The organism is Actibacterium sp. 188UL27-1 (genome assembly GCF_016901225.1).
In the GTDB taxonomy this organism is placed as follows: Bacteria; Pseudomonadota; Alphaproteobacteria; order Rhodobacterales; family Rhodobacteraceae; genus 188UL27-1.
Genome location: NZ_JAFEUL010000023.1, coordinates 30,928 through 57,448 on the forward strand (window position 1 = coordinate 30,928; position 26,521 = coordinate 57,448).

General features: G+C 58.1%; 39 protein-coding genes and 1 pseudogene. 3 read left to right on the forward strand and 37 right to left on the reverse strand.

Going from position 1 to position 26,521, the window contains the following annotated elements:
* Positions 1-3 precede the first annotated feature (3 nt).
* The 14 genes from IU397_RS20565 to rplO all read right to left on the reverse strand — a co-directional run bounded on the left by IU397_RS20565 (position 4) and on the right by rplO (position 12,304).
* Positions 4-1,224, reverse strand: coding sequence for an amino acid ABC transporter permease (locus tag IU397_RS20565; protein WP_204417292.1), 1,221 nt, complete (start codon positions 1,222-1,224; stop codon positions 4-6).
* A gap of 191 nt (positions 1,225-1,415) precedes the next feature.
* Positions 1,416-2,435, reverse strand: coding sequence for an amino acid ABC transporter substrate-binding protein (locus tag IU397_RS20570; protein ID WP_204417294.1), 1,020 nt, complete (start codon positions 2,433-2,435; stop codon positions 1,416-1,418).
* Positions 2,436-2,669: 234 nt separating this feature from the next.
* The gene (locus IU397_RS20575) at positions 2,670-3,386 is read right to left on the reverse strand and encodes an ATP12 family chaperone protein (RefSeq protein WP_204417295.1); all 717 of its coding nucleotides are present in this window, start codon (positions 3,384-3,386) and stop codon (positions 2,670-2,672) included.
* On the reverse strand, positions 3,379-4,071 hold the full coding sequence (locus IU397_RS20580) for an HAD-IA family hydrolase (protein WP_204417296.1): 693 nt from the start codon (positions 4,069-4,071) through the stop codon (positions 3,379-3,381). The genes IU397_RS20575 and IU397_RS20580 overlap by 8 nt, the downstream gene beginning before the upstream one ends.
* Positions 4,068-5,111: an RluA family pseudouridine synthase gene (locus tag IU397_RS20585; RefSeq protein ID WP_204417297.1), complete on the reverse strand. Its 1,044-nt coding sequence runs from the start codon at positions 5,109-5,111 to the stop codon at positions 4,068-4,070. Before IU397_RS20585 ends, IU397_RS20580 begins: the two co-directional genes overlap by 4 nt.
* Entirely contained in the window at positions 5,108-5,461 is a 354-nt protein-coding gene (locus IU397_RS20590; protein WP_204417298.1) for a CrcB family protein, read from the reverse strand. Before IU397_RS20590 ends, IU397_RS20585 begins: the two co-directional genes overlap by 4 nt.
* 31 nt (positions 5,462-5,492) lie before the next feature.
* A complete protein-coding gene (locus IU397_RS20595) occupies positions 5,493-6,803 on the reverse strand; it encodes a replication-associated recombination protein A (protein WP_204417299.1) in 1,311 nt (436 codons plus the stop codon).
* A gap of 103 nt (positions 6,804-6,906) precedes the next feature.
* The gene (rplQ, locus tag IU397_RS20600) at positions 6,907-7,329 is read right to left on the reverse strand and encodes a 50S ribosomal protein L17 (protein WP_204417300.1); all 423 of its coding nucleotides are present in this window, start codon (positions 7,327-7,329) and stop codon (positions 6,907-6,909) included.
* Between the two features lie 202 nt (positions 7,330-7,531).
* Positions 7,532-8,548: a DNA-directed RNA polymerase subunit alpha gene (locus IU397_RS20605; RefSeq protein ID WP_204417301.1), complete on the reverse strand. Its 1,017-nt coding sequence runs from the start codon at positions 8,546-8,548 to the stop codon at positions 7,532-7,534.
* Positions 8,549-8,662: 114 nt separating this feature from the next.
* Positions 8,663-9,052: a 30S ribosomal protein S11 gene (gene rpsK / locus IU397_RS20610; RefSeq protein WP_204417303.1), complete on the reverse strand. Its 390-nt coding sequence runs from the start codon at positions 9,050-9,052 to the stop codon at positions 8,663-8,665.
* Positions 9,053-9,067: 15 nt separating this feature from the next.
* Positions 9,068-9,436, reverse strand: a complete 369-nt coding sequence (gene rpsM / locus IU397_RS20615) for a 30S ribosomal protein S13 (protein WP_204417305.1) — start codon at positions 9,434-9,436, stop codon at positions 9,068-9,070.
* Positions 9,437-9,708: 272 nt separating this feature from the next.
* The gene (locus IU397_RS20620) at positions 9,709-10,353 is read right to left on the reverse strand and encodes an adenylate kinase (protein ID WP_204417307.1); all 645 of its coding nucleotides are present in this window, start codon (positions 10,351-10,353) and stop codon (positions 9,709-9,711) included.
* On the reverse strand, positions 10,350-11,723 hold the full coding sequence (secY, locus tag IU397_RS20625; protein WP_204417309.1) for a preprotein translocase subunit SecY: 1,374 nt from the start codon (positions 11,721-11,723) through the stop codon (positions 10,350-10,352). Before secY ends, IU397_RS20620 begins: the two co-directional genes overlap by 4 nt.
* Before the next feature lie 107 nt (positions 11,724-11,830).
* Positions 11,831-12,304 (reverse strand): 50S ribosomal protein L15, encoded by a 474-nt coding sequence (rplO, locus tag IU397_RS20630; RefSeq protein WP_204417311.1) that lies wholly within the window; start codon positions 12,302-12,304, stop codon positions 11,831-11,833.
* 138 nt (positions 12,305-12,442) lie between these two features.
* On the opposite strand from rplO, the gene IU397_RS20635 reads away from it, so the two are divergent.
* A complete protein-coding gene (locus IU397_RS20635) occupies positions 12,443-13,174 on the forward strand; it encodes a VWA domain-containing protein (RefSeq protein ID WP_239479953.1) in 732 nt (243 codons plus the stop codon).
* A gap of 369 nt (positions 13,175-13,543) precedes the next feature.
* On the opposite strand, the gene rpmD is transcribed toward IU397_RS20635, so the two are convergent.
* From rpmD to IU397_RS20700, 13 genes are all read right to left on the reverse strand, one after another.
* Positions 13,544-13,732: a 50S ribosomal protein L30 gene (rpmD, locus tag IU397_RS20640; RefSeq protein ID WP_204417313.1), complete on the reverse strand. Its 189-nt coding sequence runs from the start codon at positions 13,730-13,732 to the stop codon at positions 13,544-13,546.
* A gap of 12 nt (positions 13,733-13,744) precedes the next feature.
* Positions 13,745-14,338, reverse strand: coding sequence for a 30S ribosomal protein S5 (gene rpsE / locus IU397_RS20645; RefSeq protein WP_204417315.1), 594 nt, complete (start codon positions 14,336-14,338; stop codon positions 13,745-13,747).
* A 135-nt stretch (positions 14,339-14,473) separates the two neighbouring features.
* The gene (gene rplR, locus IU397_RS20650; protein ID WP_204417317.1) at positions 14,474-14,833 is read right to left on the reverse strand and encodes a 50S ribosomal protein L18; all 360 of its coding nucleotides are present in this window, start codon (positions 14,831-14,833) and stop codon (positions 14,474-14,476) included.
* A 10-nt stretch (positions 14,834-14,843) separates the two neighbouring features.
* Entirely contained in the window at positions 14,844-15,377 is a 534-nt protein-coding gene (rplF, locus tag IU397_RS20655; protein WP_204417319.1) for a 50S ribosomal protein L6, read from the reverse strand.
* Positions 15,378-15,389: 12 nt separating this feature from the next.
* Positions 15,390-15,779, reverse strand: coding sequence for a 30S ribosomal protein S8 (gene rpsH, locus IU397_RS20660; RefSeq protein ID WP_204417321.1), 390 nt, complete (start codon positions 15,777-15,779; stop codon positions 15,390-15,392).
* Positions 15,780-15,794: 15 nt separating this feature from the next.
* Complete coding sequence (rpsN, locus tag IU397_RS20665; protein ID WP_204417323.1) at positions 15,795-16,100, reverse strand: 30S ribosomal protein S14; 306 nt, start codon at positions 16,098-16,100, stop codon at positions 15,795-15,797.
* Positions 16,101-16,114: 14 nt separating this feature from the next.
* Positions 16,115-16,678 (reverse strand): 50S ribosomal protein L5, encoded by a 564-nt coding sequence (gene rplE, locus IU397_RS20670; protein ID WP_204417324.1) that lies wholly within the window; start codon positions 16,676-16,678, stop codon positions 16,115-16,117.
* Positions 16,671-16,985 (reverse strand): 50S ribosomal protein L24, encoded by a 315-nt coding sequence (gene rplX, locus IU397_RS20675; protein ID WP_204417325.1) that lies wholly within the window; start codon positions 16,983-16,985, stop codon positions 16,671-16,673. The genes rplE and rplX overlap by 8 nt, the downstream gene beginning before the upstream one ends.
* Before the next feature lies 1 nt (position 16,986).
* Positions 16,987-17,355, reverse strand: coding sequence for a 50S ribosomal protein L14 (rplN, locus tag IU397_RS20680; RefSeq protein ID WP_204417326.1), 369 nt, complete (start codon positions 17,353-17,355; stop codon positions 16,987-16,989).
* 69 nt (positions 17,356-17,424) lie between these two features.
* Positions 17,425-17,658 (reverse strand): 30S ribosomal protein S17, encoded by a 234-nt coding sequence (gene rpsQ / locus IU397_RS20685; RefSeq protein WP_204417327.1) that lies wholly within the window; start codon positions 17,656-17,658, stop codon positions 17,425-17,427.
* A 3-nt stretch (positions 17,659-17,661) separates the two neighbouring features.
* Positions 17,662-17,871 (reverse strand): 50S ribosomal protein L29, encoded by a 210-nt coding sequence (rpmC, locus tag IU397_RS20690; protein WP_204417329.1) that lies wholly within the window; start codon positions 17,869-17,871, stop codon positions 17,662-17,664.
* 144 nt (positions 17,872-18,015) lie between these two features.
* A complete protein-coding gene (locus IU397_RS23465) occupies positions 18,016-18,399 on the reverse strand; it encodes a hypothetical protein (RefSeq protein WP_239479954.1) in 384 nt (127 codons plus the stop codon).
* 476 nt (positions 18,400-18,875) lie between these two features.
* Positions 18,876-19,676 carry a class I SAM-dependent methyltransferase gene (locus tag IU397_RS20700; RefSeq protein WP_204417330.1) on the reverse strand — a complete coding sequence of 267 codons (801 nt, stop codon included), beginning with the start codon at positions 19,674-19,676 and terminating at the stop codon, positions 18,876-18,878.
* 203 nt (positions 19,677-19,879) lie between these two features.
* On the opposite strand from IU397_RS20700, the gene IU397_RS20705 reads away from it, so the two are divergent.
* Positions 19,880-20,500, forward strand: coding sequence for a TIGR02466 family protein (locus IU397_RS20705; protein ID WP_204417331.1), 621 nt, complete (start codon positions 19,880-19,882; stop codon positions 20,498-20,500).
* Between the two features lie 66 nt (positions 20,501-20,566).
* Entirely contained in the window at positions 20,567-21,298 is a 732-nt protein-coding gene (locus IU397_RS20710) for a hypothetical protein (protein WP_204417332.1), read from the forward strand.
* A 132-nt stretch (positions 21,299-21,430) separates the two neighbouring features.
* Here IU397_RS20710 and rplP read toward each other — a convergent pair whose 3' ends face one another.
* The 10 genes and pseudogenes from rplP to tuf form a co-directional block, all read right to left on the reverse strand.
* Positions 21,431-21,844, reverse strand: a complete 414-nt coding sequence (gene rplP, locus IU397_RS20715) for a 50S ribosomal protein L16 (protein ID WP_204417339.1) — start codon at positions 21,842-21,844, stop codon at positions 21,431-21,433.
* Positions 21,845-21,856: 12 nt separating this feature from the next.
* A complete protein-coding gene (gene rpsC / locus IU397_RS20720) occupies positions 21,857-22,579 on the reverse strand; it encodes a 30S ribosomal protein S3 (protein WP_204417340.1) in 723 nt (240 codons plus the stop codon).
* Positions 22,579-22,959: a 50S ribosomal protein L22 gene (rplV, locus tag IU397_RS20725; protein WP_204417342.1), complete on the reverse strand. Its 381-nt coding sequence runs from the start codon at positions 22,957-22,959 to the stop codon at positions 22,579-22,581. Before rplV ends, rpsC begins: the two co-directional genes overlap by 1 nt.
* Positions 22,960-22,962: 3 nt before the next feature.
* Positions 22,963-23,241 (reverse strand): 30S ribosomal protein S19, encoded by a 279-nt coding sequence (gene rpsS / locus IU397_RS20730; protein WP_204417343.1) that lies wholly within the window; start codon positions 23,239-23,241, stop codon positions 22,963-22,965.
* A 3-nt stretch (positions 23,242-23,244) separates the two neighbouring features.
* Positions 23,245-24,087 (reverse strand): 50S ribosomal protein L2, encoded by an 843-nt coding sequence (gene rplB, locus IU397_RS20735; protein ID WP_204417344.1) that lies wholly within the window; start codon positions 24,085-24,087, stop codon positions 23,245-23,247.
* A 120-nt stretch (positions 24,088-24,207) separates the two neighbouring features.
* The gene (locus tag IU397_RS20740; RefSeq protein WP_204417345.1) at positions 24,208-24,504 is read right to left on the reverse strand and encodes a 50S ribosomal protein L23; all 297 of its coding nucleotides are present in this window, start codon (positions 24,502-24,504) and stop codon (positions 24,208-24,210) included.
* Entirely contained in the window at positions 24,501-25,118 is a 618-nt protein-coding gene (gene rplD / locus IU397_RS20745; protein ID WP_204417346.1) for a 50S ribosomal protein L4, read from the reverse strand. The genes IU397_RS20740 and rplD overlap by 4 nt, the downstream gene beginning before the upstream one ends.
* Positions 25,115-25,957 carry a 50S ribosomal protein L3 gene (gene rplC, locus IU397_RS20750; RefSeq protein WP_204417347.1) on the reverse strand — a complete coding sequence of 281 codons (843 nt, stop codon included), beginning with the start codon at positions 25,955-25,957 and terminating at the stop codon, positions 25,115-25,117. Before rplC ends, rplD begins: the two co-directional genes overlap by 4 nt.
* A 13-nt stretch (positions 25,958-25,970) precedes the next feature.
* A complete protein-coding gene (rpsJ, locus tag IU397_RS20755; protein WP_074258233.1) occupies positions 25,971-26,279 on the reverse strand; it encodes a 30S ribosomal protein S10 in 309 nt (102 codons plus the stop codon).
* A 118-nt stretch (positions 26,280-26,397) separates the two neighbouring features.
* Positions 26,398-26,521: pseudogene (tuf, locus tag IU397_RS20760) on the reverse strand (elongation factor Tu); the annotation flags it as partial.

Below are 26,521 nucleotides of genomic sequence, written 5' to 3' on the forward strand. Positions count from 1 at the left end.
CGATCAACGCTCCTTTAAGGCGACAGAATTGTTGTAAACATTCATGACGGCCGAAATTGACAGCGAAATTGTCAGGTAGAAGAGCATCAGCAACAAAACGCATTCAATCGCGCGCCCTGTCTGGTTCAGTGTGATCCCGCCCAGTGTGGCAGTGATATCCGCATATCCCACGACAATCGCGAGTGAGGAGTTCTTGGTGATGTTGAGATATTGCGAGATGAGCGGCGGGATGATCACCCGCAGGGCCTGAGGCAGAACAACCAAATTCATAGTCCGGTTTGGGCGCAAACCCAGGGCACTTGCAGCCTCGGTTTGGCCCTTGGACACGGCCTGAATACCGGCGCGCACATTCTCTGCGATGAAGGCGCCGGTGTAAATCGACAGCGCAAACCATAACGCGATAAGGGGCGCACCAATTTGGGTCCCGCCCCGCAGATTAAACCGATTAGCCAGCGGATCGGGCAGATCCAACCCAATCGGTTGACCCATCATAAAGAACGCCAAAACCGTAGGCAGAATGAGCAGAGCCAATGTTGGCCAACCCGTCGGCAGCATCTGACCACTGCTGTACAGCACGTGTTTCGCATAGCGGCGATAGGCAAATATACCTATGATCGAGGCGACAAAAACGGCGATCACAACACCAGACCCAGCGCCCCAGATCGGCGCAGGCCCGTAGATCCCCCGATTGGTAAACGCGAAAAGACCTAGCAACAGATTGCTCTCCGGATCCTCGCCCAGATATGATCTTGGACCGGGCATTACGGCGGTCATGATGGTGAAGATGATGATGATCCAGATCAGGACCGGAATATTGCGAAAGATCTCGACATAGAACGCCATCAGTTTCGAGATGAGCCAGTTCTTCGACAGGCGCAAAACGCCAGCGGCCACCCCAAAGACCGTGGCCATCAGACAGGCCAAAGCGGCCACCAATAGGGTGTTTAAGACTCCAACAATGGCAGCACGCGCATGGCTCGATTGACTTGTGTAGTCGATCAGGCGCTGATTGATGTCATAACCGGCGGGTTCGCTCAGAAAATTGAAGCCCAGCTGCAACCCTTGGGCGCGCAAGTTGGCCAACAAATTGCTGGTCAGATACCCGATGGCAAAGACCAGCAAAACCAGCGCTATGGCCTGAAAGGTAAAGGATCGGTACCGCGTGTCGTTGAACAGCATCGACAGACGGAACGACTCCAGCGGGGGGTCGGTCAGTGTGGTCATGAGTGCCTTCCCTGAGGCTCCCCGGGCTTCCCTTCCACTGGCGACTTGTGCCGCTCTTGCGCATGGCCCGGATGTTTATTGGTGCAATATAGCGTGTTATTCTGGTCGTAAGGATTTTGGTTGGCGCTCCGCAGTGCGCCTTAAATGGACGAAGGGCGCGGAATGACCCGCGCCCTTCGATCCCAGCGTCCTTACCGGAACGGTGGGGAGTAGATCAGGCCACCATCTGTCCACTGGGCGTTGAGCCCCCGTGACAGACCGATCGGTGTGGACTCACCGATATTGCGCTCAAAGATCTCACCATAGTTGCCCCCGGCGGTGATCGCCGCGGAGGCCCAGCCAGCGTCGAGGCCGAGCATCTCGCCCAGCGTACCCTCGGTACCCAACAGGCGGTTGATTTCAGGGTTGTCTCCGGCAGAGGCTGACATCTCACCAACATTGGTCGAGGTAACGCCCAACTCTTCCGCCGTGATCAGAGCGTTCAGCGTCCAGCGGACCACGTCGCCCCATTCATCGTCGCCATGGCGCACAAGCGGGCCCAACGGCTCTTTCGAGACGATCTCAGGAAGAACGATATGGGCCGAGGGATCCTCAAAGGCGGCACGGGTCGCGGCCAGCCCGGATGCATCCGTGGTGTAGACGTCACAGGCACCGGCCAGATACTGCTGCTGCGCCTCGGCGTTGGTCTCGATCGGGACGGGTTCATACTCGATATTGTTCGAGCGGAAGAAATCGGCCAGGTTCAGTTCGGTCGTGGTGCCTGTCTGGATGCAGACGGTTGCCCCGTCCAGTTCCTTGGCCGACGACACGCCCAATTCACGCGGCACCATGAAACCCTGACCGTCATAGTAATTGACGCCCACGAACGTGAATTTCAGATCCACGTCACGGCTGAATGTCCAGGTAGTGTTGCGTGCCAGCATATCGATCTCACCCGAAGCAAGCGCCGTGAACCGGGTCTTGCCGGTCGTGGGCACGAATTCCACAGCAGCCGGATCTCCCAAAGCGGCGGCTGCAACGGCCCGACAGACAGCGACGTCAAACCCTTTCCATTCGCCGTTCGCATCGGGTGCAGCAAAGCCGATCAAACCCGTGGTCACACCACAGTTCAGCTTGCCGCGCGCCTTGACGTCATCCAGCGTACCGGCGGCTGCAGCGCCAACAGCAAGGCCGGCTACCGTCAGCGCGCCAAAGAATACGGATTTGTTCATGTTTACCTCTTCCTGATAGGTCCGCAGGTCTTCCGCCCCGAACCAAACACACATTCATTGTGCATGCGTTGAATTTCAAAAACGCTCCAGCGCTTTCCGAGTGACGTAACTTGGACAAATTCAGGGTTGCAGGTCAAGGGCGCTGGGGAAGTTATGCCGCATTCCAAGACGGATTTTCTTAATGGTTTGGTGTTGACGTTAAGATAAGCGCGGTAATTCCGCATTGACCTGTTTTTAGTCGCATCGACGCACGAGCCCAATGAATCGAACCGCATGCAGGAAGTCTTCGCGCTTCGTGGCGGCGGCCGCTGTCGCCTCTTCATCAATACCCCATTGCTCCTGCTGCCAGGTCTCATCGATGCGAGACCGACGCCACAACTCCTCCGCCGGCAAGACCTCATCCAGAACGGCCAAACCAATAATCAATGACCCCGATAATCCCACCAAATCATGCAACGCGGTCACTTCAAACGGGCTGAGCGCCCGAACCCGCGCCCCCAGCGCCTGCAGACTATTGGCCGGTTGGGGCGTGTGCATCACGCCGGTGGTCATAGCCAGCGGTGCCTTCAGACCAGACGCCGCCCAATCCAGCAATGGGTCCCAAGCCTCTGCCTGGCGCTGAATCAACGCATCCGGCCCCTCGGCCCGGTAGCACAATTGATCAGCCCCGCCATATTCGGCGATCAAGGCGATCACCTCGTCAAATTGCGGTGTCACCTTGTCGATTGCTGCATTGGCTGATCGGGTCAATGGCATGGATAGCGGATCAACGGCTTCGTCCTGTGCGTCCCATTCCACGGCGATCGCCTCGGCCAAGGCACGCGATGGCACAATGAGGGGGGATTTGGCCGGTGTGTGTACCGGTTTGCTGTCCAACAGGATCTGCCAGCCGCCTTCGGTCGCATCAATTGACGCTGCCGACCAAAAACGTTTGAGGGTCCATTCACTCATCTAACCTATCCCATACCCCGCCTAGAGCGTCTGGCAGGGCATCGAAGCTGTCAATAACCATATCGGCTCCGGCATCATGTAAAGCAGCTACGTCGTGATAACCCCAGGCGACACCGATGGTCGCAACACCCGCCGCACGCCCCATCTGAATATCAAACGTGGTATCCCCGATCATCACGGCACAGTTGATGGCGACACCGGTTTCGTTCAAAGCCGTTTCTACCATGGAGGGATGCGGCTTTGACGGGTGATGATCCGCGACCTGCTGCGTAACAAACAGCCTCTCCCATCCATGCACCCGTAAAACGCGATCCAACCCGCGACGCGATTTACCAGTCGCGATACCAAGCAGCATATCGTCTTGCATACTCAAAGCCGTGACCTGATCGCGAGCACCGGGGAACAATCGCACATGATCGCCCGCATCGGGCTGCTGCAACAGCTGGGTGAAACTTGCTTTATAGCTCTCCACCAGATCGGCATGGATCTGTGCCGGGCGGCCCGGGGCCAGACGCTGCATGGCGACCGACAGGGACAAACCGATGATCTCGCGAACCTGATCAGGTGATGGCACAGGCAGGTGAACCGCTTCAAAGGCGGCCTCCATCGAAGAAATGATCTGGCCCTGGCTGTCGATCAGCGTGCCGTCGACGTCGAATATCACAAGGTGCAAAGGGGCGGTCATTCCACATCCTCAAACGGGTCCGCAGGCACATCGGCAGCCTTCCAGTCCAACGTCTTCCAGGTGCGGGCCATGTGATCGGGCAAGGGCGCGACTAGGTTCAGGCGCGCCCCGGTGACCGGATGGGTCAGGGTCAGGCTGCGGGCATGCAGGTGCAATTTGCGCGACAAAGCCCCACCCAGGCCGGCCCCCCAGCCGTCGCCCAGATTCTCCTGCCCCGCACCTCCGTATTTGCCGTCACCAATGACCGGATGCCCGATCTCTGCCATGTGGGCGCGCAACTGGTGGGTCCGGCCGGTGACCGGCACAAGAGCCGCCCAACTGACCCGCCCGCCCAAGGCCGATAGGATCGCATAATCGGTCGTGGCCCGTTTTGCATCCGGCGTGGCATCCACATCGCTCGGATGGATGCAGCGCATCTTTTCGCCCTCGCCGCCCGCACCATGGCCCGGCGCCTTGACCAGGCCAAAGCGAATTGTCCCCATGCGGGGCTGCGGCACACCGGCAACAGCGGCCCAATAGATCTTGCGCGTCTCCCGCGCCCGAAATGCATCACTCAAAGCCGCGGCACTGGCCCGACTGCGCGCCAGCAACAAGATGCCCGACGTGTCCTTATCCAACCGGTGCACAAGACGCGGCTTATCATCGAAACCGAAGCGCAACGCCTCGGCCAGCCCGTCCACATGGCGGGTCTGTTTGCTTCCTCCCTGGCTTGGCAGGCCCGACGGTTTGTTCAGGGCGATTAGGTGCTCGTCCCGGTACAAAACGGCCGCTTGCATCATCTTGGCATCTGCATCCGATATGTCGGGTTTCGGCCCAGCCGTGACATCTCCGGGCTCTGGCAACGGCGGCACACGCACCGCTTGCCCCTCTTCAACGCGGGTCGAGGATTTGACGCGCGCGCCATCCACCCGCAACTCCCCCTTGCGGCACATCTTTTCGATCCGGCCCTGGCCCAGATGCGGAAAACGGCGGCGCAACCATCGGTCAATCCGCTGGTCCCCTTCGCCGGTCGCAACAGTCAGCGTTTGCACCCCACTCATACGGTCAAGGCCCGGGTCAGCATGATGGCTGCAAAAATCGCGATCAACGACAATAGAACAGTGCCGATGGCATAGGCCCCGGCCTCCATTGGTCTGCCATCTTCAAACAGCCGTATCGTATCGAGCGAAAAGGCCGAAAATGTCGTAAAGCCGCCCAATATGCCCGACATGACCAGCGGGATCCAACGGTCCAATCCTCGTTCAGCCAGAAGGACGAGAAAGACCCCCATGAGGAAAGATCCCACAACGTTCACCGTCAGCGTGCCAAAGGGGAACGCCACGGCCAGCGTCGTCAGATATCGCAACACAGCGCCTAACGCGCCGCCCAAAGCCACAAGCAATATGTTCATGGGCGCTGTCTTTCCCGCGCCGGGGGCGTTGTCAACTACCCTGCCGCCGGGCCCGAAGTTTGGCAAAGTAATCCAGTCTCTTGCGCAGATCGCGTTCAAAACCACGATCGACCGGATCGTACAGATTGGGGCGCAGGACGCCATCGGGGAAGTAATTCTGACCGGAAAAGCCATCCTTGGCATCGTGGTCATAGTCATAACCTGTGCCATAACCCTGATCTTTCATCATGGTGGTCGGGGCATTCAGGATATGCTTCGGTGGAGGCTCTGATCCGGTTTTCTTGGCCAACGCCATCGCCCCCTTATAGGCCACATAGGTCGCGTTCGATTTCGGGGCCAGTGCGAGGTAAGTCACGGCCTGCGCCAGGGCCAATTCCCCCTCTGGTGAGCCCAGTCGTTCATAGGTTTCCCAGGCCTGCACGCAAAGCGATTGTGCCTGCGGATCAGCCAACCCGATATCCTCCACCGCCATCCGGGTGATCCGCCGGGCCAGATATCGGGGATCTTCACCACCGGTTAACATGCGCGCAAACCAATACAACGCCGCATCCGGGTCGGATCCCCTGACAGATTTATGAAGGGCCGAGATCAGATTGTAGTGCTGATCACCTGACTTATCGTATTGCGCGGCCCGCCGGGTGAGCCGAGCCCCCAGACCTTTGGTATCAATCGGTTCGGCGAGGTTCCAACCCGCGACCTGTTCCACCAGATTGAGCAGCGCCCGCCCATCCCCGTCAGCCATGTCACGCAAGGTGATCCTGGCCTCCGGAGTCAAGGGTAACATCACCTCCAGCTCCGCCTCGGCCCGCTCCATGATCCGGTCCAACGCCGTCTCATCCAACCTCTCCAGCACCAAAACCTGTGACCGGCTCAGCACCGCGGCGTTCAATTCGAATGACGGGTTTTCGGTCGTCGCCCCCATTAACAGGATCGTGCCATCCTCCATATGGGGCAGGAAGCCATCCTGCTGAGCCTTGTTGAACCTGTGGATCTCGTCCACGAAAAGGAGCGTCCCTTGCCCGTTCGCGCGGCGGATCTTGGCGGCCTCAAACACTTTGCGCAGGTCCGGGACACCTGTGAAAATCGCGCTGATCTGGATAAATGTCAGCTCTGTCTGATCGGCTAACAGCCTGGCAATGGTGGTTTTCCCAACACCGGGCGGCCCCCACAGGATAAGCGAAGACAGGTTGCCGGAGGCCAGCATCGCCCCCAGTGGACCATCCTCCCCCAACAGGTGGTCCTGTCCGATCACGTCAGACAGGAGCCGCGGCCGCAACCGGTCAGCGAGGGGGCGCCGCCCCTTGACCTCCACCACCCCGCCCGTATCAAACAAGTCAGCCATGCCGAAAGCCTAAAGACCAAAAAGGCCCACACAAGGCAGGCCCTTCATTATGTGTTTCGAAATATCCCCGCCAGAGGCAAAAATATTTGAATTCAACAGGTTGTCACCCCAACTCAGCGGCGTCTTCGGCAGCTAGACGCGCTTTATCGCCGGCGCCTTTGGCGTCGATGTCCCGCTCAACGAACTCGATGATGGCCATGGGGGCCATGTCACCGTAGCGGAAACCAGCCTTCAGGACGCGGACGTAGCCGCCTTGGCGTTCGGCATAGCGAGGGCCCAGAACCTCGAACAACTTGGTAACGTGGGCGTCTTGCTTCAAACGCGCCGCAGCCTGGCGTCGGGCGTGCAAATCACCGCGTTTTCCGAGGGTTACCAGCTTTTCAATCACACGCTTGAGCTCCTTTGCCTTGGGCAAGGTCGTCTTGATCTGTTCATGTTCGATGAGCGAGCCGGCCATATTGGCGAACAGCGCTTTGCGGTGTTCATGGGTGCGGTTCAGGCGGCGATATCCGCGGGCGTGACGCATGTTTCTTACTCCGATTTGATACTTTGTCCGGCGGTCTGATGCGTGTCAGCCGCTCTCCTATTGGGGCGGGATTGCCCATGTGTTTGGGAGGCACATTCCATGCATACGGCATGCATATCCCATACATACGATTTGGTCGGTGGGGCCACGAAGCGTTAACCTTTGGCCCGGCCGTAGGGTGGGCAATCTGCCCACCGGTTGCTTAGAATTGATCTTCGAACTTCTTGGCCAGATCCTCGATATTCTCGGGCGGCCATTCCTCGACATCCATACCCAAATGCAGACCCATACCAGACAGGACCTCCTTGATCTCGTTCAAGGATTTCCGGCCGAAGTTGGGCGTGCGCAGCATCTCGGCCTCGGTCTTCTGGATGAGATCGCCAATATACACGATATTGTCGTTCTTCAGACAGTTGGCCGAACGCACCGACAGTTCCAACTCGTCCACCTTCTTGAGAAGAAGCGGGTTGAATTCCAGACCGTCATCCTCGTCCTGGCGCGTGGCCGATTCAGGCTCGTCGAAGTTCACGAAGATCGACAGCTGATCCTGCAGAATCCGCGCGGCATAGGCGAGCGCGTCATCCGGTGTGACCGATCCATCGGTTTCGATCTTGAGCGTCAGCTTGTCATAGTCCAACACCTGACCTTCACGGGTGGGCTGTACGTCATAACTGACCTTCTTGACCGGCGAATAGATCGCATCGATCGGGATCAAACCGATCGGCGCGTCTTCGGGCCGGTTCTTGTCGGCGGCAACGTAGCCCTTGCCAGTATTCACGGTCAGCTCAACGTAAAGGTCAGCGCCATCATCCAAGTGACAGATGACATGATCGCGGTTGAGCACCTCGATACCCGCGCTGTCCGAGATATCGCCAGCCTTGACGACACCGGGACCCTTGGCGGAAATCGACAGCCGCTTGGGGCCATCGACATCCATGCGGATCGCGACGCCTTTGAGGTTCAGAACGATGTCGGTGACGTCTTCACGCACACCAGCCACCGAGGAGAACTCGTGCAGGACGTTATCGATCTGGACGCTGGTGATGGCGGCCCCCTGAAGCGAGGACAACAAAACGCGCCGCAGCGCGTTGCCCAGCGTCAGGCCAAAGCCACGCTCCAGCGGTTCCGCAATTGCCGTGGCCTGTCGTGCAGGGTCATTGCCCGGCTTCACATCCAGCTGCGTCGGTTTGATCAGTTCCTGCCAGTTCTTATGGATCATGTAGTGCCTCCATACCAGTCCGGGACCCATGTCCGTGGTCCGCGAACGCCCGAGGTTCAAGAATCGAAAGACCGGTCTGCGCGCGGGGGCACGCAGTCCGGCGGTCACGCAAAATCAGACGCGGCGGCGCTTTGGCGGGCGGCAGCCATTATGGGCAATCGGTGTCACGTCGCGAATAGACGTGATGTTGAAGCCGACAGCCGCCAGGGCACGCAGGGCGCTTTCGCGGCCAGAACCCGGACCTTGAACTTCAACTTCCAACGTCTTGACGCCGTGTTCCGCAGCTTTCTTGCCCGCATCCTCTGCCGCCATCTGGGCCGCATAGGGTGTGGATTTCCGCGATCCTTTGAAACCCATTGTTCCAGCCGAGGACCAGGCAATTGCGTTGCCCTGAACGTCAGAGATCAGGATCTTGGTGTTGTTGAACGAGCTGTTCACATGCGCCACACCGGCGGCGATGTTCTTGCGTTCCTTGCGCTTGGGAGCGCGACGATCACGTGCCATTGGATCAGGCCTCCCTTATTTCTTCTTACCGGCAATGGCCTTTGCGGGGCCTTTGCGTGTGCGGGCATTGGTATGGGTTCGCTGACCGCGCACAGGCAGGTTGCGGCGGTGGCGCAGGCCCCGGTAGCAGCCCAGATCCATCAGGCGCTTGACGTTCATCTGAACTTCGCGGCGCAGGTCGCCCTCGACAGTGAAGTTGGCGTCGATATGCTCACGCACGGCCAGCACTTCGGCGTCGGAAAGTTCGTTCACACGGCGGGAATAATCGATGCCCACAGCCTCACAAATTTTGCGGGCACTGCCATTGCCGATGCCGTGGATATAGGTCAACGCGATGGGAACGCGCTTTGCAGTCGGGATGTTCACCCCAGCGATACGTGCCAAGTGGATATGTCCTTTGGTCGCGGTTCCGTAGTGCCAGAACCTTTTTTCACAACGAAGGCCCGTGGCGGAGCGCCAGCGGGCCGATTAAAGTCGTCTGTCTGAATGCCAAGTTTTGCTTCGCCACATGCCAGCCGATTCTCGGTCGAGAAGCTGTCAATTAGGCAAATTTAAACAAAGCGTCAAGGGCGAGATCGCCAGATTAACCTTTTGTCAAGAACTTTCGTCGCGATGTGGTTTTCGCCGGTCACACAGGGCCAGATCCGTCCGGAATATCAGCTGTCCAGCGCCTTGGTGATCTGCTGGCCGACATCAGCGACATCGCCCATACCATCGACCGCTTTGAGATCACCTTTGGCGTAGTAATAACCGATGAGCGGCGATGTCTTTTTGTAGTATTCCATCAACCGGGTGCGCAGGCTCTCTTCATTGTCATCCGCACGACGTTTGAACTCTGTCCCGCCGCAATTGGAGCATTTGCCATCATCGGGGATGGGTTTGGTCAGGTCGTTATAAACCTCGCCGCAATGGGCGCAGGTGGATCTGGCGACGATGCGCGCTACCAACGCCTCATCATCGACCTGCATCTGAACAACGGCATCCAGCGTCTGACCCTGTCGTTTCAGCAGATCCCCAAGCACATCTGCTTGGGCGAGCGTACGCGGAAAGCCATCAAAGATGAAGCCACCGTTTTGATCCCCGGTCAGCTTTTCTTCGATCAGACCGATCACGATTTCGTCGGTGACCAATCCGCCCGCATCCATGATGGCTGCAACCTTATCGCCCATCGTTGTCCCGCTGGTGCGGGCCTCGCGGAGCATGTCCCCGGTGGAGAGTTGCGTCATCCCCCGGGCCTCTTCCAAAATCCGCGCCTGCGTGCCTTTGCCGGCGCCCGGTGGGCCCAGGAGGATAATGTTCATCGTCGCGCTGTCCCTTTTTTCGCACCCCGCTTTTTCCCGCGAAGCTGAGACTTTTCAATAAGGCCTTCGTATTGATGTGCCAAGAGGTGCGATTGCACTTGCTGGATCGTGTCCATGCCGACGGAGACGATGATCAGGATTGATGTGCCGCCGAAATAGGCCGTGATGGCCAGGTTGGCGCGCACCATTTCCGGCAGCAGGCACACGATGGCAAGATAGATTGAGCCCAGGACCAGGATGCGGTTAACGACGTAATCCAGGTATTCGGCGGTTCGCTTGCCGGGACGGATTCCGGGGATAAACCCGTTCTGGTTCTTGAGGTTATCGGCCACATCCTCCGTCTTGAAGGACACGTTGAACGTATAGAAATACGTGAAAAATACGATCATACCACCAAAGAACAGCAGATAAAGGGGCTGTCCTGGCCCGAAATAGGCGAGGATCGTGGACATGACCGGGCCGGATTGGCCGCCTGAGAACGTACCGATGGTCGTGGGCAGCAATAGCAGTGAGCTAGCAAAGATCGCAGGGATCACACCGGCCGGGTTTACCTTGATCGGCAAATGGCTGGAGCCCCCATCATAGACCTTCATGCCCACCTGACGGCGCGGATACTGGATATGGATCTTGCGCAAGCTGCGCTCCATGAAGACCACCACTGTCAGGGTCACAAGCAACATCACAACGACGCCCAGCACCACGGGGGTGGCCAGTGCACCGGTGCGGCCCTGTTCAAAGAACTGCGCAAATGCGGCGGGAAGTTCGGCGATGATGCCCACAAATATGATCAACGAGATGCCGTTGCCGATACCGCGGGCGGTGATCTGCTCCCCGAGCCACATCAGGAACATGGTGCCACCGACCAGGGTTATCACGCAGGACGTGATGAAGAACCAGCCGGGATCAGTCACGAATGGCAGGCCACCAACCGAGCCGTTCTGCAACCCGACCGCAAGCCCGTAGGACTGGAATGTCGCCAAAAGAACAGTGCCGTAGCGCGTGTACTGAGTGATCTTCTTGCGGCCCTGTTCGCCTTCTTTCTTGAGCTGTTCCAACTGGGGCACCATCGCCGTCATCAGCTGTACGATGATCGAGGCCGAGATGTAGGGCATGATCCCGAGAGCGAAGATGCCCATCCGCGCCAAGGCACCGCCGGTAAACACGGACAATATGCCACCGATGCCGCTGGCCGCGTCTTCCATGAAGGTTCGCAGTGCATCGCCTTCGATGCCGGGCACAGGGATGAACGTGCCCAGACGATAGACGATCAGCAAACCGATAGTGAAAAAGATGCGCTGGCGCAGTTCGGTTGCCTTGCCCAATGCGCCCCAACTGATGTTGGCGGCCATTTGCTCTGCTGCGGATGCCATCTAGCGTGCCCCTTTATATACACGCGCCGCCGGTCCTGGGATCAGGTCCGGCGGCGCGGGAAACCTTTGAATTCGATGTAGGCAGCGGATCCGCCACCCACAACCTTTTATTCGGCTTTCGACGCAGTCGTGACCGAGAGGGAACCGCCCACCTTTTCCACCATCTGTATGGCAGCAGCAGAGGCGCCCGCGACAGTCAGATCGACCTTCGACGTGATCTCACCCTTGGCAAGGACGCGCACACCATCAAGTTTGCGACGGACAAGGCCCGAGGCGACCAGCACATCTTCGGTGATGGCGGTGCCCGCATCGATCTTGCCCGCATCGATGAATTTCTGGAGGATCCCGAGATTGATTACCGCCCATTGCTTGCGATTTGGCTTGTTGAAGCCACGCTTTGGCAAGCGCTGGTAAAGCGGCATCTGGCCGCCTTCATATCCGTTGATCGCCACGCCCGAGCGGGATTTCTGGCCTTTGATACCACGCCCGGCGGTCTTACCCTTGCCGGAGCCGGGGCCGCGGCCCACGCGTTTCTTGGTTTTGGTCGAGCCCTCTGCCGGGCTGAGGTCGTGCAATTTCATAGCGCTTCTCCTGGGCCGGATACGCCCCCGAAGCGAATTGGGCGACCACGGCATGGTGTTGGTTGACTCGGGGCCTTATCGCAAGACCACCGGCGGCGTATAGACCCGGGCGGCCTTTGGTGCAAGTCTGGCAGTGTCATGATACGAAAACTCCTTCTCTCTGCCGCAACGTTATTGATGGCCGCGCCTAGCTTGATGGCGGCGGGCTGTGCCGAGAACGCGATGCTGGTCTTCGACGGATCCGCCTCAATGTCTGAGGTGACGGTGCGCATGGAAGACGACACCCGCATCGTGGAGGCGCGCAAGGCCCTGCGCCGCGCCCTGCCAGATATCACGCCGTTCCGGGATGTGGGATTGCTGGTTTACGGGCCAGGCGGCGCGGATAGCTGTTCAGGGATCGATCTGAGGCTGCCCCCCGCCCCCGATGCGGCAGATGCCATCGTCGCAGAAGTGGATGCGCTGGTGCCCGGCGGCTTGACCCCGCTCGCCGCCTCAGTCGCGCAAGCGGCGGAAGCGCTGGATTACCACCGCGAACCGGCGATCGTGGTTCTAATCACCGACGGGAACGAGACCTGCGGCGGCCGCCCCTGCGCCCTGGGCGCGCAACTGGCGGCAGAGAGCTATCACCTGAAGGTCCATGTCATCGGGTTTCGCGTCTTCAATGATCCGTTCAGTTGGAACAGCCCCGAGGCCAAAACCTATGGCGGAGGCGCCACCGTCGCGAAATGCCTGGCCGACCAGACCGGTGGGATGTTCGTCTCCACCGAGACGGTCGATGATCTGGTCCGCGCCCTCCGCCAAACTCTAGGTTGCCTGGTGATTGGATCAATAAAAGAGAATTCCGCGTTTTCGCCGGACCGCAAGCCTTAAAATTCTCAGTTTTATCCAAACTCCACAGTCCATTGGTCTTTGGGTTGAAGCAATTGGCAAATCTATCGGGGCTCTCTGCCCTATTGCGCATTCACCGGAATTACGAAATCCTAAATGACTACGATACGGACACGAAGAGATGCGCAATTGCTTTGGTGATGTTTGGTGTCAGTCTGCCAGTGCAAGCAGGTGTGATTGAAACTGACCCAATCATATACCTGACGATCGATCACGAGATACACCACGGAGGAAGATGCCAAAACTCGTCGCCACTAGGGCAATGCTGTCAGGCGGGATCAAAACTCTTACGCTGTCACCGAATAGAAAAAGGCCGCTTCACAGCGGCCTTTTGATCAATATTTGGTAAAATTACCCGCGCTCTTCGATGATTTCGACGAGGTGGGGAATCTTGTTGACCATGCCGCGGACGGAAGGCGTGTCCTCTAACTCGCGGGTCTTGTGCATCTTGTTCAGGCCCAGACCGATCAGTGTCTGGCGCTGCTTTTCCGGGCGGCGGATCGGGGAGCCGATCTGCTTGACGACGATTGTTTTTGCCATGGATCAGTCTCCTTACGCGCCGGCCTCGGCCGGGGCTTCAGCCTCGGGCGTTGTAGCGGGGGCCTCGTCGCGCTTTGGCAGAATGTCGGCGACCTTCTTGCCACGACGCTGGGCGACCATACGCGGGCTGGATTCGTTGGTCAGCCCGTCAATGGTGGCGCGGATCATGTTATAGGGGTTCTGGGTGCCGATGGATTTGGCCACCACGTCCTGAACGCCCAACATTTCGAACACGGCGCGCATGGGACCACCGGCGATGATGCCCGTACCCTGCGGAGCCGTCCGCATCACGACGCGACCTGCGCCGTGGCGACCGGCAATGTCGTGGTGCAGCGTGCGCCCTTCGCGCAACGGTACGCGGATCATCTGACGTTTGGCTTGCTCGGTTGCCTTGCGGATCGCTTCGGGCACTTCTTTGGCTTTACCTTTGCCGAAACCGACGCGGCCTTTCTGGTCGCCCACGACAACGAGTGCGGCAAAGCCGAAACGCTTACCACCCTTCACGGTCTTGGACACACGGTTGATGGCCACCAGGCGGTCGGCAAATTCCGGGGTCTCGTCCCGGTCGCGCCCGCGTCCGCGGCCTCTGTTTTCACGTTCTGCCATATCGGCTCCTATCGGTTCGCAGGCCATTGCCTGCTGATTTGTTCAATCGCGGTGGGCCAAAGCCCCCGGATCATCGGGGTGGTTGCGATGCCACCCGCAAGGTATGGTAATGCGGGTTTCACCCCGCCACCCCACTTAAAACTTAAGACCACCTTCGCGGGCGGCATCGGCAAGCGCCTTGACCTTCCCGTGAAAAAGGAAACCGCCACGGTCGAAATAGCAGTTTTCGACACCGGCCTTCTTGGCGCGTTCAGCAATCGCCTCACCCACTTTTGTGGCGACCTCGACATTGTTTTTGCCGATCACGCCCAGATCTTTCTCAAGCGACGAGGCGGATGCAAGGGTCACGCCCTTCACATCGTCGATCAGCTGAACGCTGATATTTCTGTTGCTGCGGTGGACGGACAGACGCACACGCCCGTCGTTTGTTTTGCGCAGCTTGTTCCGAACGCGCAGGCGGCGTTTCAGAAACAGGTCTCGTTTGCTGTTTGCCATTGCGGCGTCCTTACTTCTTCTTGCCTTCCTTGCGGAAGATGAACTCGCCTTTGTAGCGGATGCCTTTGCCTTTGTAGGGCTCCGGCTTGCGCCATTCGCGAATGTTTGCAGCGACCTGGCCCACCAACTGCTCGTCAGAGCCTTCGATGATGACCTCGGTCTGCTTGGGGCAGGTCACGGTGACGCCCTCGGGGACGTCAAAATTGACCTCGTGGGACAGGCCCAGGCTCAGCTTCAGGGTGTTGCCCTGCATCTGCGCCCGGTAGCCGACACCCTGGATCTCCAACTCTTTCTTGAAACCGGCGGTCACGCCGGTCACCAGATTGGCGACCATGGTGCGGCTCATGCCCCATTGCTGGCGGGCCCGCTTGGAATTGCCACGCGGATTGATGGTGATGACGTTATCTTCGACCGCGAGGGTCACGTCATCGGTGGCGGTAAAGCTGCGGGTGCCTTTTGGCCCCTTCACCTCAACCGTCTGGCCCGAGATCTTGGCCTCAACACCCGACGGCAGATCGACCGGTCTTTTTCCAATTCGAGACATCTGACTCTCTCCTTAGAATACGGTGCATAGCACTTCACCGCCGACATTGGCAGTGCGTGCATTGGCATCCGACATCACGCCCTTGGACGTGGAGACGATGGAAACGCCCAGACCCTGGCGGACCTGGGGGATGTCGCTGACGCCCATGTAAACCCGGCGGCCGGGCTTTGAGACGCGCTTGACTTCGCGAATGACCGGGATGCCTTCATAGTATTTCAGGCTGATCTCGATCTCAGGGTGCTGCGTGTCGGCCATGGACTCATATCCGCGGATGTAGCCTTCATCGGTCAGCACATCCAGAACACGCGCCCGCAGCTTGGAGGCCGGGGTGCGCACGGTGGACTTTCCACGCATCTGTGCGTTCCGGATACGGGTGAGCATATCGCCCAGAGGATCATTCATGTGTCGTACCCTCCCTTACCAGCTTGACTTGACCATGCCGGGGATCTGACCAGCAGAGGCCAGATCACGCAGCGCGATCCGCGACATTTTGAGTTTACGGTAATACGCCTTGGGACGACCGGTCAGTTGGCACCGGTTGTGTAGACGCGTGGCCGAGGAGTTCCGGGGCAATTGGGCCAGCTTGAGCCGGGCCTTGAACCGCTCTTCCATCGGTTTGGTTTCGTCATTCGCGATCTCTTTGAGCGCCGCACGCTTGGTGGCGTATTTGTCCACGAGCTTCTGCCGCTTCTTTTCGCGTTCGATCATTGCTTTCTTAGCCATGTCTGTCGCCCTTCTCAGCTGTTGAACGGCATGTTGAAATGCTTCAACAGCGCTTTGGCTTCCGCGTCATTATCAGCGGTGGTGCAGATGATGATGTCCATGCCCCAGACCTCATCGACCTTGTCATATTCGATCTCAGGGAAGACAATATGTTCCTTGATCCCCATGGCATAGTTGCCACGGCCATCGAAAGACTTGCCCGACACGCCGCGGAAGTCACGGATGCGGGGCATAGCGATGGTGATCAGACGGTCCATAAATTCGAACATACGGTCGCCGCGCAGGGTCACCTTGGTTCCCAGCGGCATGCCTTCACGCACGCGGAAACCGGCGATGGATTTCTTGGCCTTGGTGATAACGGCCTGCTGGCCAGCGATCGCGGTCAGGTCAGCCTGGGCCGATTTGGCCTTTTTGCTGTCGCGCACGCTTTCGGCACCGGCACCGATATTCAACACGACCTTATCAAGGCGTGGGATCATCATGTCGTTCTTATAATCGAACTCTTCCTTCATCGCGCCACGGATCGTGTCATGATAAACCGTCCGCAAGCGAGGTGTGTAGTCTGCAGCATCAAGCATCGATCACGTCCCCCGTTGATTTGGCAAAGCGGACCTTCTTGCCTTCGTCGGTCATGCGGAAACCCACACGGGTGGCTTTGCCGTTGGCGTCGACGAAGGCGAGGTTGCTGAGGTCAATCGGCATCGCCTTGGGCTGGCGGCCGCCTTGATTGTTCTGACTCTGACGCACGTGACGGACAGAGATATTCAGCCCGTCAACCACGGCCTTGCCGGATTTCGGATCGACGAGAGAGATTTCCCCCGTCTTCCCCTTATCCTTACCAGTCAAAACGACGACCTTGTCGCCTTTTTTGAGTTTAGCGGCCATCTTACAGCACCTCCGGCGCTAGGCTGATGATCTTCATAAAGCTCTTGGCGCGCAGTTCGCGCACCACGGGCCCAAAGATACGGGTGCCGACGGGTTCGTTGTTGTTGTTCAGAATGACGGCGGCGTTGCGGTCAAAGCGAATGGCAGTGCCATCGTCACGCCGAACCTCTTTTGCCGTCCGAACGACGACGGCCTTGCGCACGTCGCCTTTTTTGACACGGCCCCGCGGGATGGCTTCCTTAACCGACACCACGATGATGTCGCCTACGGACGCGTATTTCCGCTTGGAACCGCCGAGGACCTTGATGCACTGAACACGGCGTGCGCCGGAATTGTCAGCGACATCCAGATTGGTCTGCATCTGGATCATTTGGTTGCTCCCGACCTGTGGGGACTATTTGCCCCAGGGTTTCGATCAAACCGGGTGGTGGTAACTGCCCTACTGGGCGGTCAACACCTCCCAGCGTTTGGATTTGGAGACGGGCGCACATTCCTGAATACGGACCGTGTCGCCGGTCTTGAACTTGTTTTGCGCGTCATGTGCGCGGTATTTCTTGGAGCTTCGGATCGTCTTTTTCAGAACCGGGTGGCGGAAGCGACGCTCGACCGAAACGGTCACGGTCTGGTCGTTCTTGTCGGAGGTGACGGTGCCTTGAAGAATACGCTTTGGCATGGATCAGGCCTCCTGCTGGGCCGCTTGGGCGGCTTTTTCGTTGAGGATGGTCAGCACGCGGGCCGTGTCACGGCGAACCGTGCGCATGCGTGCGGTGTTTTCCATGGCATTCGTGGCCTGCTGAAAACGCAGATTGAATGCCTCTTTCTTGAGGTTGGTCAACTCCTCGCGGAGCTGGTCGGGCGTTTTCTCCCGCAGGTCTTTGGCGTCCATCGCCTATATCCTTTCAACAATCACCAGACGGCCCATCAGGTTACCGCGATTCTGGTGGAGATCTTCTTAGAATGCGCTGGATAGGTTGTAGTCCCCGTCTTGGCAACAGATTTGTTGCCACGCTGGCCCCTTTAAATCAGGACGTTACGTCGTGGCCCCGGGTTGGTCGCTGCCGCGACCGGCACCCGGGTCCAGACGTGACACCATCAACCGCTGAAGATGACCATCCCGTATAGCGTCAGGATGGATGGCGCCAATCTGCGCAGGCATTTCGGGCAGGTTCAATATCTTTGCGATGGCCATGCGATGGATCCCACCGCCGCTGCGCAGGCATGTTCCATCGCGGCCAATATGTATCAGGACGCCGCCATGTTCGTCCCGAAAGCATTCCGGCAAATGCCGTCGGAGCAAAAAACGACCGCGCGCCAGCGTCTCTTCGAACATCTGATCAAGGCGCGCATATCGCGCTGCGACATCTGCCTCAGATCGCAGGTCGTCAGGGCGTTCGCCCGCCGCGATCTGTTTCATGAGTTCCGCATAGATTGGCGTCTCAGACCATGGCACTCCTTCAAGAAAGTGCAGTCGGCAACTTTCAAATTTCGGAGACCGGGCCAGATGCACCCTGTGCAAATCCCAATCACCACCAATCACGCGCCCGCTGTCCCGCCGGCGCAACCGAAATCCACTGGTCGTGTGGTCATAAGTCGAACTGATCTTTGCAGGAGACACAAAAATCGGCGAGTCGGAGGATGGAAACCATCGACCGTATTTATAGCGATTTACGATGTCGCGCATCGATTTCTGGGGCAACCTTGTGCGCAAGGTCCGCGGCAACATGGTGGGTTTGCTGTAATGGGCGAGCTTTCTAAGCACGTTCTTCTTCTGCGTATAACTTGATAATTTCGAGAAATGGGAACGGGTTAGGCCCTAGACAAGACCTGCTTGTGCAAATTCCGTTACAAATCAGTTACATTTTGATGTGTGCCGGCGTCGCGCGGGTGAACTTAACGTCTGCGCAACCAGATACTGCCGGCGTTGCGACGGAAATCACGAGGAACAAGATCGCCAAGATGCTCGCGCAAGTCGGCCTCCATCCGCGTGGCCGCGTGATAGCAGGGAAACAGAACGTCGAAATAGCCGGACAGGATCCATCCAATCAACGCATTCTGCTCTGAATAGTAGCGGTGGAACCATGTTTGCGGATATGTATCCGGCAGGAAGATATCGTGGACCTGTACGATACTGCCGGAGGGTAATTCCGGAAACATCCGGTTGAACTGGATGTCGACATCCATACCAGGCAACATCAAATGACTGGAGTCGATGAATAAGATGTCACCGGCCTGAAAATCCTCCAACAAGGTTATGTCATCCGAACTGAGGATCCTCTCAATGAACCGGGCCCCGGCACCTTCCAAGCTGCGGCGGGGTTTGGGATCGATACAGACCAATTCACCTTGTCCATTGTCGCTTAGGGCGCGTGCCATCACATGACTGGATGCGCCCGATCCGATCTCAAGAATGCGGTTCGGGGCGATCTGCCGGACCAGACAATAGGCCACCAATACGTCAAGCTTGGGAAACATCCCCGCCTCTTCCCAAGGGATGGCACTATCATCGATACCGGCCTGCAGATCAGGCAAGTAGGCCGTGAAGGATTGCAACGATTTCAATAGATCCGGGCGCTTGTCCTCGAACAGCGCTTCTACCGCAGGATAGGTCGGGACCGTTGATGGCACCGACGCGGCATGGGGATAAGGAATGAAAAACCCTCGGGACCGTTTCCCTGCGAGCAGGAGAGCCATCGAATATCGTCTCGACATCCATTCCCGCAGGTGCATCTGGCCCATACCTTAGCAATGATGAAATAACGCTATTATGGGTTTTCGTTTTGATCAAGCATGTTGCAAGGCGATCCGAAGATGGTCTGCGGGATTGCGCAGACGGGTTGTTTGTAGCGACAGATCCGGGATTCCGGCGCGACCCAAAATACGATAAGACCTATGGCATGTCACAGATCGCCTCACTGTTTGCCACCCGCCTTTATCGCGCCGCCTTGTCGGAATTTGACCCTGCTATTGACGGGAGCGAGCTTGAAACCTCCTGCCTGACCATCGCCGAGGATGATGAGGCCGGACAGGACTGGTGCGTTCAGAATGAATTTCCGGGCTATACCAGCTATGCCTCGCTGAGCGATCTGCCTTGGCGCTTTCCCATTTTTAAGGATCTGGTGGCAGCGCTCGATGCCCATGTCGCGGATTTCGCGGGCGATCTGCAATTTGATCTGGGTGACAAGACCCTTCAACTGGAAGATATCTGGATTAATATCCTGCCCGAAGGAGGCATCCACACGGCCCATATTCATCCGCATTCCGTAATTAGCGGCACGACCTATGTCGCGATGCCCGAAGGGACATCCGCGATCAAGTTCGAGGATCCCCGGCTTGCCATGATGATGGCAGCCCCGCCCCGGATCGCCAGTGCCCGAGCTGAGTTGCGGCAATTTCTATATGTTCAACCGAATGTGGGTGATGTGCTGTTGTGGGAAAGCTGGCTGCGCCATGAAGTGCCCATGAACATGGCCGAGCAAGATCGGATATCAGTAAGTTTTAACTATAAATGGGAATAGAGGCGGACAGGATGTTAAGAGCTTTGTGTCATGAGGACCGGGTAATGTGTTTGACATGAGGCTAGAATGGCCCGGCTTTGCTGCCTACTCTTGTTGCTATGGTTGATGCCTTTCCCGATCAATGCGCAACAGGCATCCCTGTTTGCCGCAGCATCCGGATCCGGGGCGACACCCTTGATCGGGGGCGTCAGGTCCCGGTCTGGCGAGGTTGCATCGGCCAGCCTCTTTTCCCCCGATGCCAGGCTCTTTGCGCCGATCGTGCCAAAAGCGGAGCCTGCAGTCGTGATCGTGCCGGATCTTTCACGATCCGCATTTGGTGGGCAACAGGCCCTGCTCTTGGATCTGATCGCCACGGCGGAGGCCGGGCCCCTTGGCTATGACGCTGTGCAATACGGAGCGCGGATAAAGCCCTCCAAGCCGCCGACACAAATGACAATTGCTGAGATCTTTGCCTGGATCAAAGCCACACCGCGCCAACCCCATGCGATAGGCCGGTATCAGTTCATCCCAAAGACACTGGATTATCTGGTCACCCAACTTGGCATCGATCGCAACCAACGCTTTTCACCGGCCGTCCAAGATCAACTTGCCCATGTCCTGTTGCAACAGGCTGGCTTGTCAAAGTTCCGTTCCGGGGAATTGAACCGCCGCCAGTTCATGAATGGCTTGGCCAAGATCTGGGCAGGCCTTCCCAATTCATCTGGCAAATCTCATTACAACGGCTATGCGGGCAACAAGGCGACCATGACATGGGCACGTTTTGACGCGCAGATGATCCGCATCTTTGGGGACGCATAGCCGAAAACGGCGCCACTCGACTGAGAAAGAAAAATCCCGCCCACTGCTGGACGGGATCTAACGACAGAATGCAGATAATGGTTTGCGTTACTTCAGCAAGGCCATAATGGGCCTGCTGACGCACCACCCAATTTACCAGTCTTCGCGAATAACCGTGCGTGTCTTGACGGGCAATTTCATCGCGGCAAGGCGCAGAGCTTCACGCGCGACGGCCTCGGACACTCCGTCGATCTCGAACATAACGCGGCCAGGCTTTACCTTGCACGCCCAGTAATCGACCGAACCTTTACCTTTACCCATCCGCACCTCGACAGGCTTTGAGGTGACCGGCAGATCGGGGAAGATCCGGATCCAGACCCGACCCTGACGTTTCATATGACGCGTCATGGCCCGGCGGGCGGCTTCGATCTGCCGGGCTGTGACCCGCTCGGGCTGCGTGGCCTTCAAACCATAGGTACCGAAGGTCAGAGTGCTGCCACCCTTAGCCTCGCCATGGATCCGGCCTTTGTGCATCTTGCGGAATTTTGTGCGCTTTGGCTGAAGCATTGCTTTGTCTCCTTACCGGTCGCGGTCGCGGCGACCGCCGCCAGCGCCACGCGGGGCGGGACCGTCCTGCAGTTCCTGGGCCTTGCGGTCACGGGCTGCCGGATCGTGTTCCATGATCTCGCCTTTGAAGATCCAGACCTTGATCCCAATGATGCCGTAGGCGGTCAAACCCTCAGCGGTGGCATAGTCGATATCAGCCCGCAAAGTATGCAGGGGCACGCGGCCCTCGCGGTACCATTCGGTCCGGGCAATCTCTGCCCCACCCAAACGGCCCGCCACGTTAACACGGATACCAAGGGCCCCCATGCGCATGGCGTTCTGGACCGACCGTTTCATGGCGCGGCGGAACGAAACGCGACGCTCCAACTGCTGCGCGATGCTTTCGGCAACCAGAGCCGCGTCCAACTCCGGCTTGCGAACTTCGACGATGTTCAAGTGCAGTTCGCTATCGGTCATGCTGGCAAGTTTCTTGCGCAGACCTTCGATATCCGCACCTTTCTTACCGATAATGACGCCGGGGCGCGCAGTGTGAACGGTGACACGGCACTTTTTGTGCGGACGCTCGATAATCACGCGGCTGATCCCAGCCTGCTTGCACTCGGTTTCAATGAAAGAACGGATCTTAAGGTCTTCCAGCAGAAGGTCCCCGTAATCCTTGGTGTCGGCGTACCAGCGGCTGTCCCAGGTGCGGTTCACCTGCAAGCGCATGCCGATCGGATTGACTTTATGTCCCATTAGGCTTGCTCCTCGACCTGGCGGACCTTTATCGTGATCTCGGCGAATGGCTTGATGATACGACCAAACCGGCCTCGCGCCCGGGGACGCCCGCGCTTCATGGTCAAGTTCTTGCCGACCCAGGCCTCTGCCACGATCAGCTCGTCGACATCCAGGTTGTGGTTGTTCTCTGCATTGGCGATCGCCGATTGCAGACATTTCTTAACGTCAATGGCAACGCGCTTCTTCGAAAAGGTGAGATCGGTCAACGCCTTGTCAACCTTCTTGCCACGGATCATTTGCGCCAGAAGGTTCAGTTTTTGCGGGCTGGTCTTCAGCATGCGCGTCTTGGCCATCGCTTCGTTCTCAGCCACGCGGCGGGGATTTTTGTCCTTACCCATGGCTTATTTCCTCTTCGCTTTTTTATCGGCTGCGTGGCCGTAATACGTGCGGGTCGGGGAATATTCGCCAAATTTCTGACCAATCATGTCCTCGGACACGTTCACAGGGATATGCTTCTGGCCGTTATAGACACCAAAGGTCAGCCCAACGAATTGCGGCAGAATGGTCGAGCGGCGCGACCAGATCTTGATGACCTCGTTACGGCTCGATTCCCGTGCTTTTTCGGCTTTCTTGAGCACATAAGCGTCAACAAAAGGCCCCTTCCAAACAGAACGCGACATCTATTAGCGCCCCTTCTTCTTGGCGTGACGCGAGCGAATGATCAGCTTTTGCGACGCTTTGTTCTTGTTCCGGGTGCGAGCCCCCTTCGTGGGCTTACCCCAAGGCGTAACAGGGTGGCGACCACCCGATGTGCGGCCTTCTCCACCGCCATGGGGGTGGTCAATGGGGTTCATGACGACACCACGCACAGAGGGGCGGATGCCCTTGTGGCGCATGCGGCCCGCTTTACCATAGTTTTGGTTGCTGTTGTCGGGGTTCGAGACGGCACCGACAGTACACATGCATTCCTGACGGACCAGGCGCAGTTCGCCTGAACTGAGGCGGATCTGGGCATAGCCACCATCGCGGCCCACGAACTGCGCATAAGTGCCGGCAGCGCGGGCGATCTGCCCACCTTTGCCCGGCTTGAGCTCAATGTTATGAACGATTGTCCCGATAGGCAGGCCGGAGAAGGGCATCGCATTGCCCGGCTTGACGTCCGCCCGTGTGGCAGAAATGACCTGATCACCAACGGCAAGGCGCTGCGGAGCCAGGATGTAGTTCTGCTCACCATCCTCATAGCGGATCAGGGCGATAAAGGCCGTCCGGTTGGGATCATACTCGATCCGCTCGACGGTACCGGCCATGTCGCGCTTGGTACGCTTGAAATCAACGATACGATAGAGACGCTTCGCACCACCGCCGCGGCGGCGTGCGGTAATCCGTCCGGTATTGTTCCGACCACCCTTTTTCGTCAAACCCTCGGTGAGGGATTTGACGGGGCGACCTTTCCAAAGCTCCGAACGGTCGATCAGAACCAGCCCACGCTGGCCTGGCGTCGTCGGTTTGTACGACTTGAGTGCCATGCTTTCTGTCTTCCGTTTCTCAGCGCCGGGTGAGCCCGGCTGGTGGTTGCTTTGGACCCTATGGTCCATTCGTAAAATGCGAGCGGCCCCGCGAAGAGGGCCGTCCGAGAGGTTTAGCTATTAAAGCCCGGTGGTTACGTCAATCGTGTTGCCCTCCTCGAGCGTAACGTAAGCCTTTTTGGTATCCTTGCGCTTACCGAGTTGCCCCCGGAACCGCTTGACCTTGCCTTTGGTGATCGTGGTGTTGACAGCCTTCACCTTTACACCGAACAGACCCTCGATCGCTTCCTTGATCTGGGGTTTGTTGGCATCGATGGCGACCTCAAATACGACCGCATTCGCCTCAGAGGCCATGGTAGCCTTTTCGGTAATGACCGGCTTGCGGATCACGTCGTAATGTTCTGGCTTCATGCTCATTTCAACCGAGCCTCCAAGGCTTCGACACCTGCCTTGGTGAGCACAAGCGTGTCACGCTTCAAGATGTCATAAACGTTGGCACCCATCGATGGCAGCACATCGACGCCGTCAATATTCGCCGCAGCACGGGCGAAGCTTTCGTTCACCTCTGCCCCGTCAATGATCAATGCACGCTTCCAGCCCAGGCTTTTAATCTGCTTGGCCAAAGCCGCGGTCTTACCTTCGGCCTCAGCAGCCTCGATAACGACCAGGTCGCCGGTGGCGATCTTGGACGACAGGGCGTGTTTCAGACCCAGCTTGCGGATCTTCTTGGGCAAGTCATGGGCGTGACTGCGCGGGGTCGGACCTTTATAGATGCCACCCTTACGGAAGATCGGCGCATTCCGGGAGCCGTGGCGTGCGCCACCGGTACCCTTCTGACGGTAGATCTTCTTAGTAGAGTAGCTAGTTTCGGACCGGGTCTTGACCTTGTGTGTCCCAGCTTGCGCCTTGTTGCGTTGCCAGCGGACAACGCGGTGCAAGATGTCGGCTCGGGGTTCCAGGCCAAAGATTTCTTCGCCCAGCTCCACTTCACCAGCGGCACCGCCGTCCAGTTTGATGACGTCGAGTTTCATTCGTCACCTTCCTTCTTTTCGGCTGCAATGTCGGCCTCAGCGGCCTTCAATTCAGCTTCCTCAGCAGCGGCCGCTTCGGCGGCGGCAGCTTCTTCTGCGGCCTTCGCCTCAGCTTCGGCCTGTGCGGCAGCTTCAGCAGCCAGACGCTCCGCCTCTTCCGAAGCGGATCTTAGGGCGGCAGGATAAATCACATTCTCAGGGATGGGTTTCTTGACCGCATCCTTGATCGTGACCCAGCCACCTTTCGATCCCGGTACAGCACCTTTCACCATGATCAAGCCACGGTCAGCATCGGTACGAATGACCTGCAGGTTCTGCGTCGTCACCTTGGCCGCACCCATGTGCCCGGCCATTTTCTTGCCCTTGAACACTTTGCCCGGGTCCTGACACTGACCGGTCGAGCCATGCGAGCGGTGGCTGATCGATACACCGTGGGAGGCGCGCAGACCGCCAAAGTTGTGCCGCTTCATCGCACCCGCAAAACCTTTACCAATCGAGGTGCCGCTAACATCGACGAACTGACCTTCGAAGTAATGGTTCGCGGTGATCTCTTCACCGACACCGATTAGGTTTTCGGGGGCCACGCGGAACTCAGCGACCTTACGCTTGGGCTCCACCTTGGCGACGGAGTAATGACCGCGCATCGCTTGACTGGTGCGTTTGGCTTTGGCCGTCCCGGCACCTAACTGAACCGCCGAATAGCCATCTTTTTCGGCAGTGCGCTGTGCCACGACCTGAAGCTTGTCCAACTGCAGAACGGTCACCGGCACCTGCTTGCCGTCTTCCATGAACAGGCGGGTCATGCCCACCTTCTTTGCGATCACGCCAGAGCGCAACATGATGGAGCCCTCCTTAAACCGAGATCTGAACGTCCACACCGGCCGCCAGGTCGAGCTTCATTAGCGCGTCCACGGTCTGAGGTGTGGGGTCAATAATGTCGAGCAGACGCTTATGGGTACGGATTTCCCACTGGTCGCGCGATTTCTTGTCGATATGTGGTCCCCGCAAAACGGTGAACTTCTCGATCTTATTGGGCAGCGGGATCGGCCCACGCACCTGTGCACCGGTTCGTTTAGCTGTGTTCACGATTTCCTGCGTGCTGGCATCCAGCACGCGGTAATCGAACGCCTTCAGCCGGATACGGATATTCTGGCTTTGCATTGTCATTGGCCTTCAAATGGCATGAACCTGAGAGGTGGAGACCGGCGCATCCGGGACCCACGTCGAGGGGACAAACGGCCCGCGGTTTCAAAATCGCGGGCCGTTCGGGAAGACTGTCTTAGTCGATGATTTTGGAGACGACGCCTGCGCCGACGGTGCGGCCGCCTTCGCGGATGGCGAAGCGCAGGCCGTTTTCCATGGCGATCGGAGCGATCAGCTCAACCGAGAACGACACGTTGTCG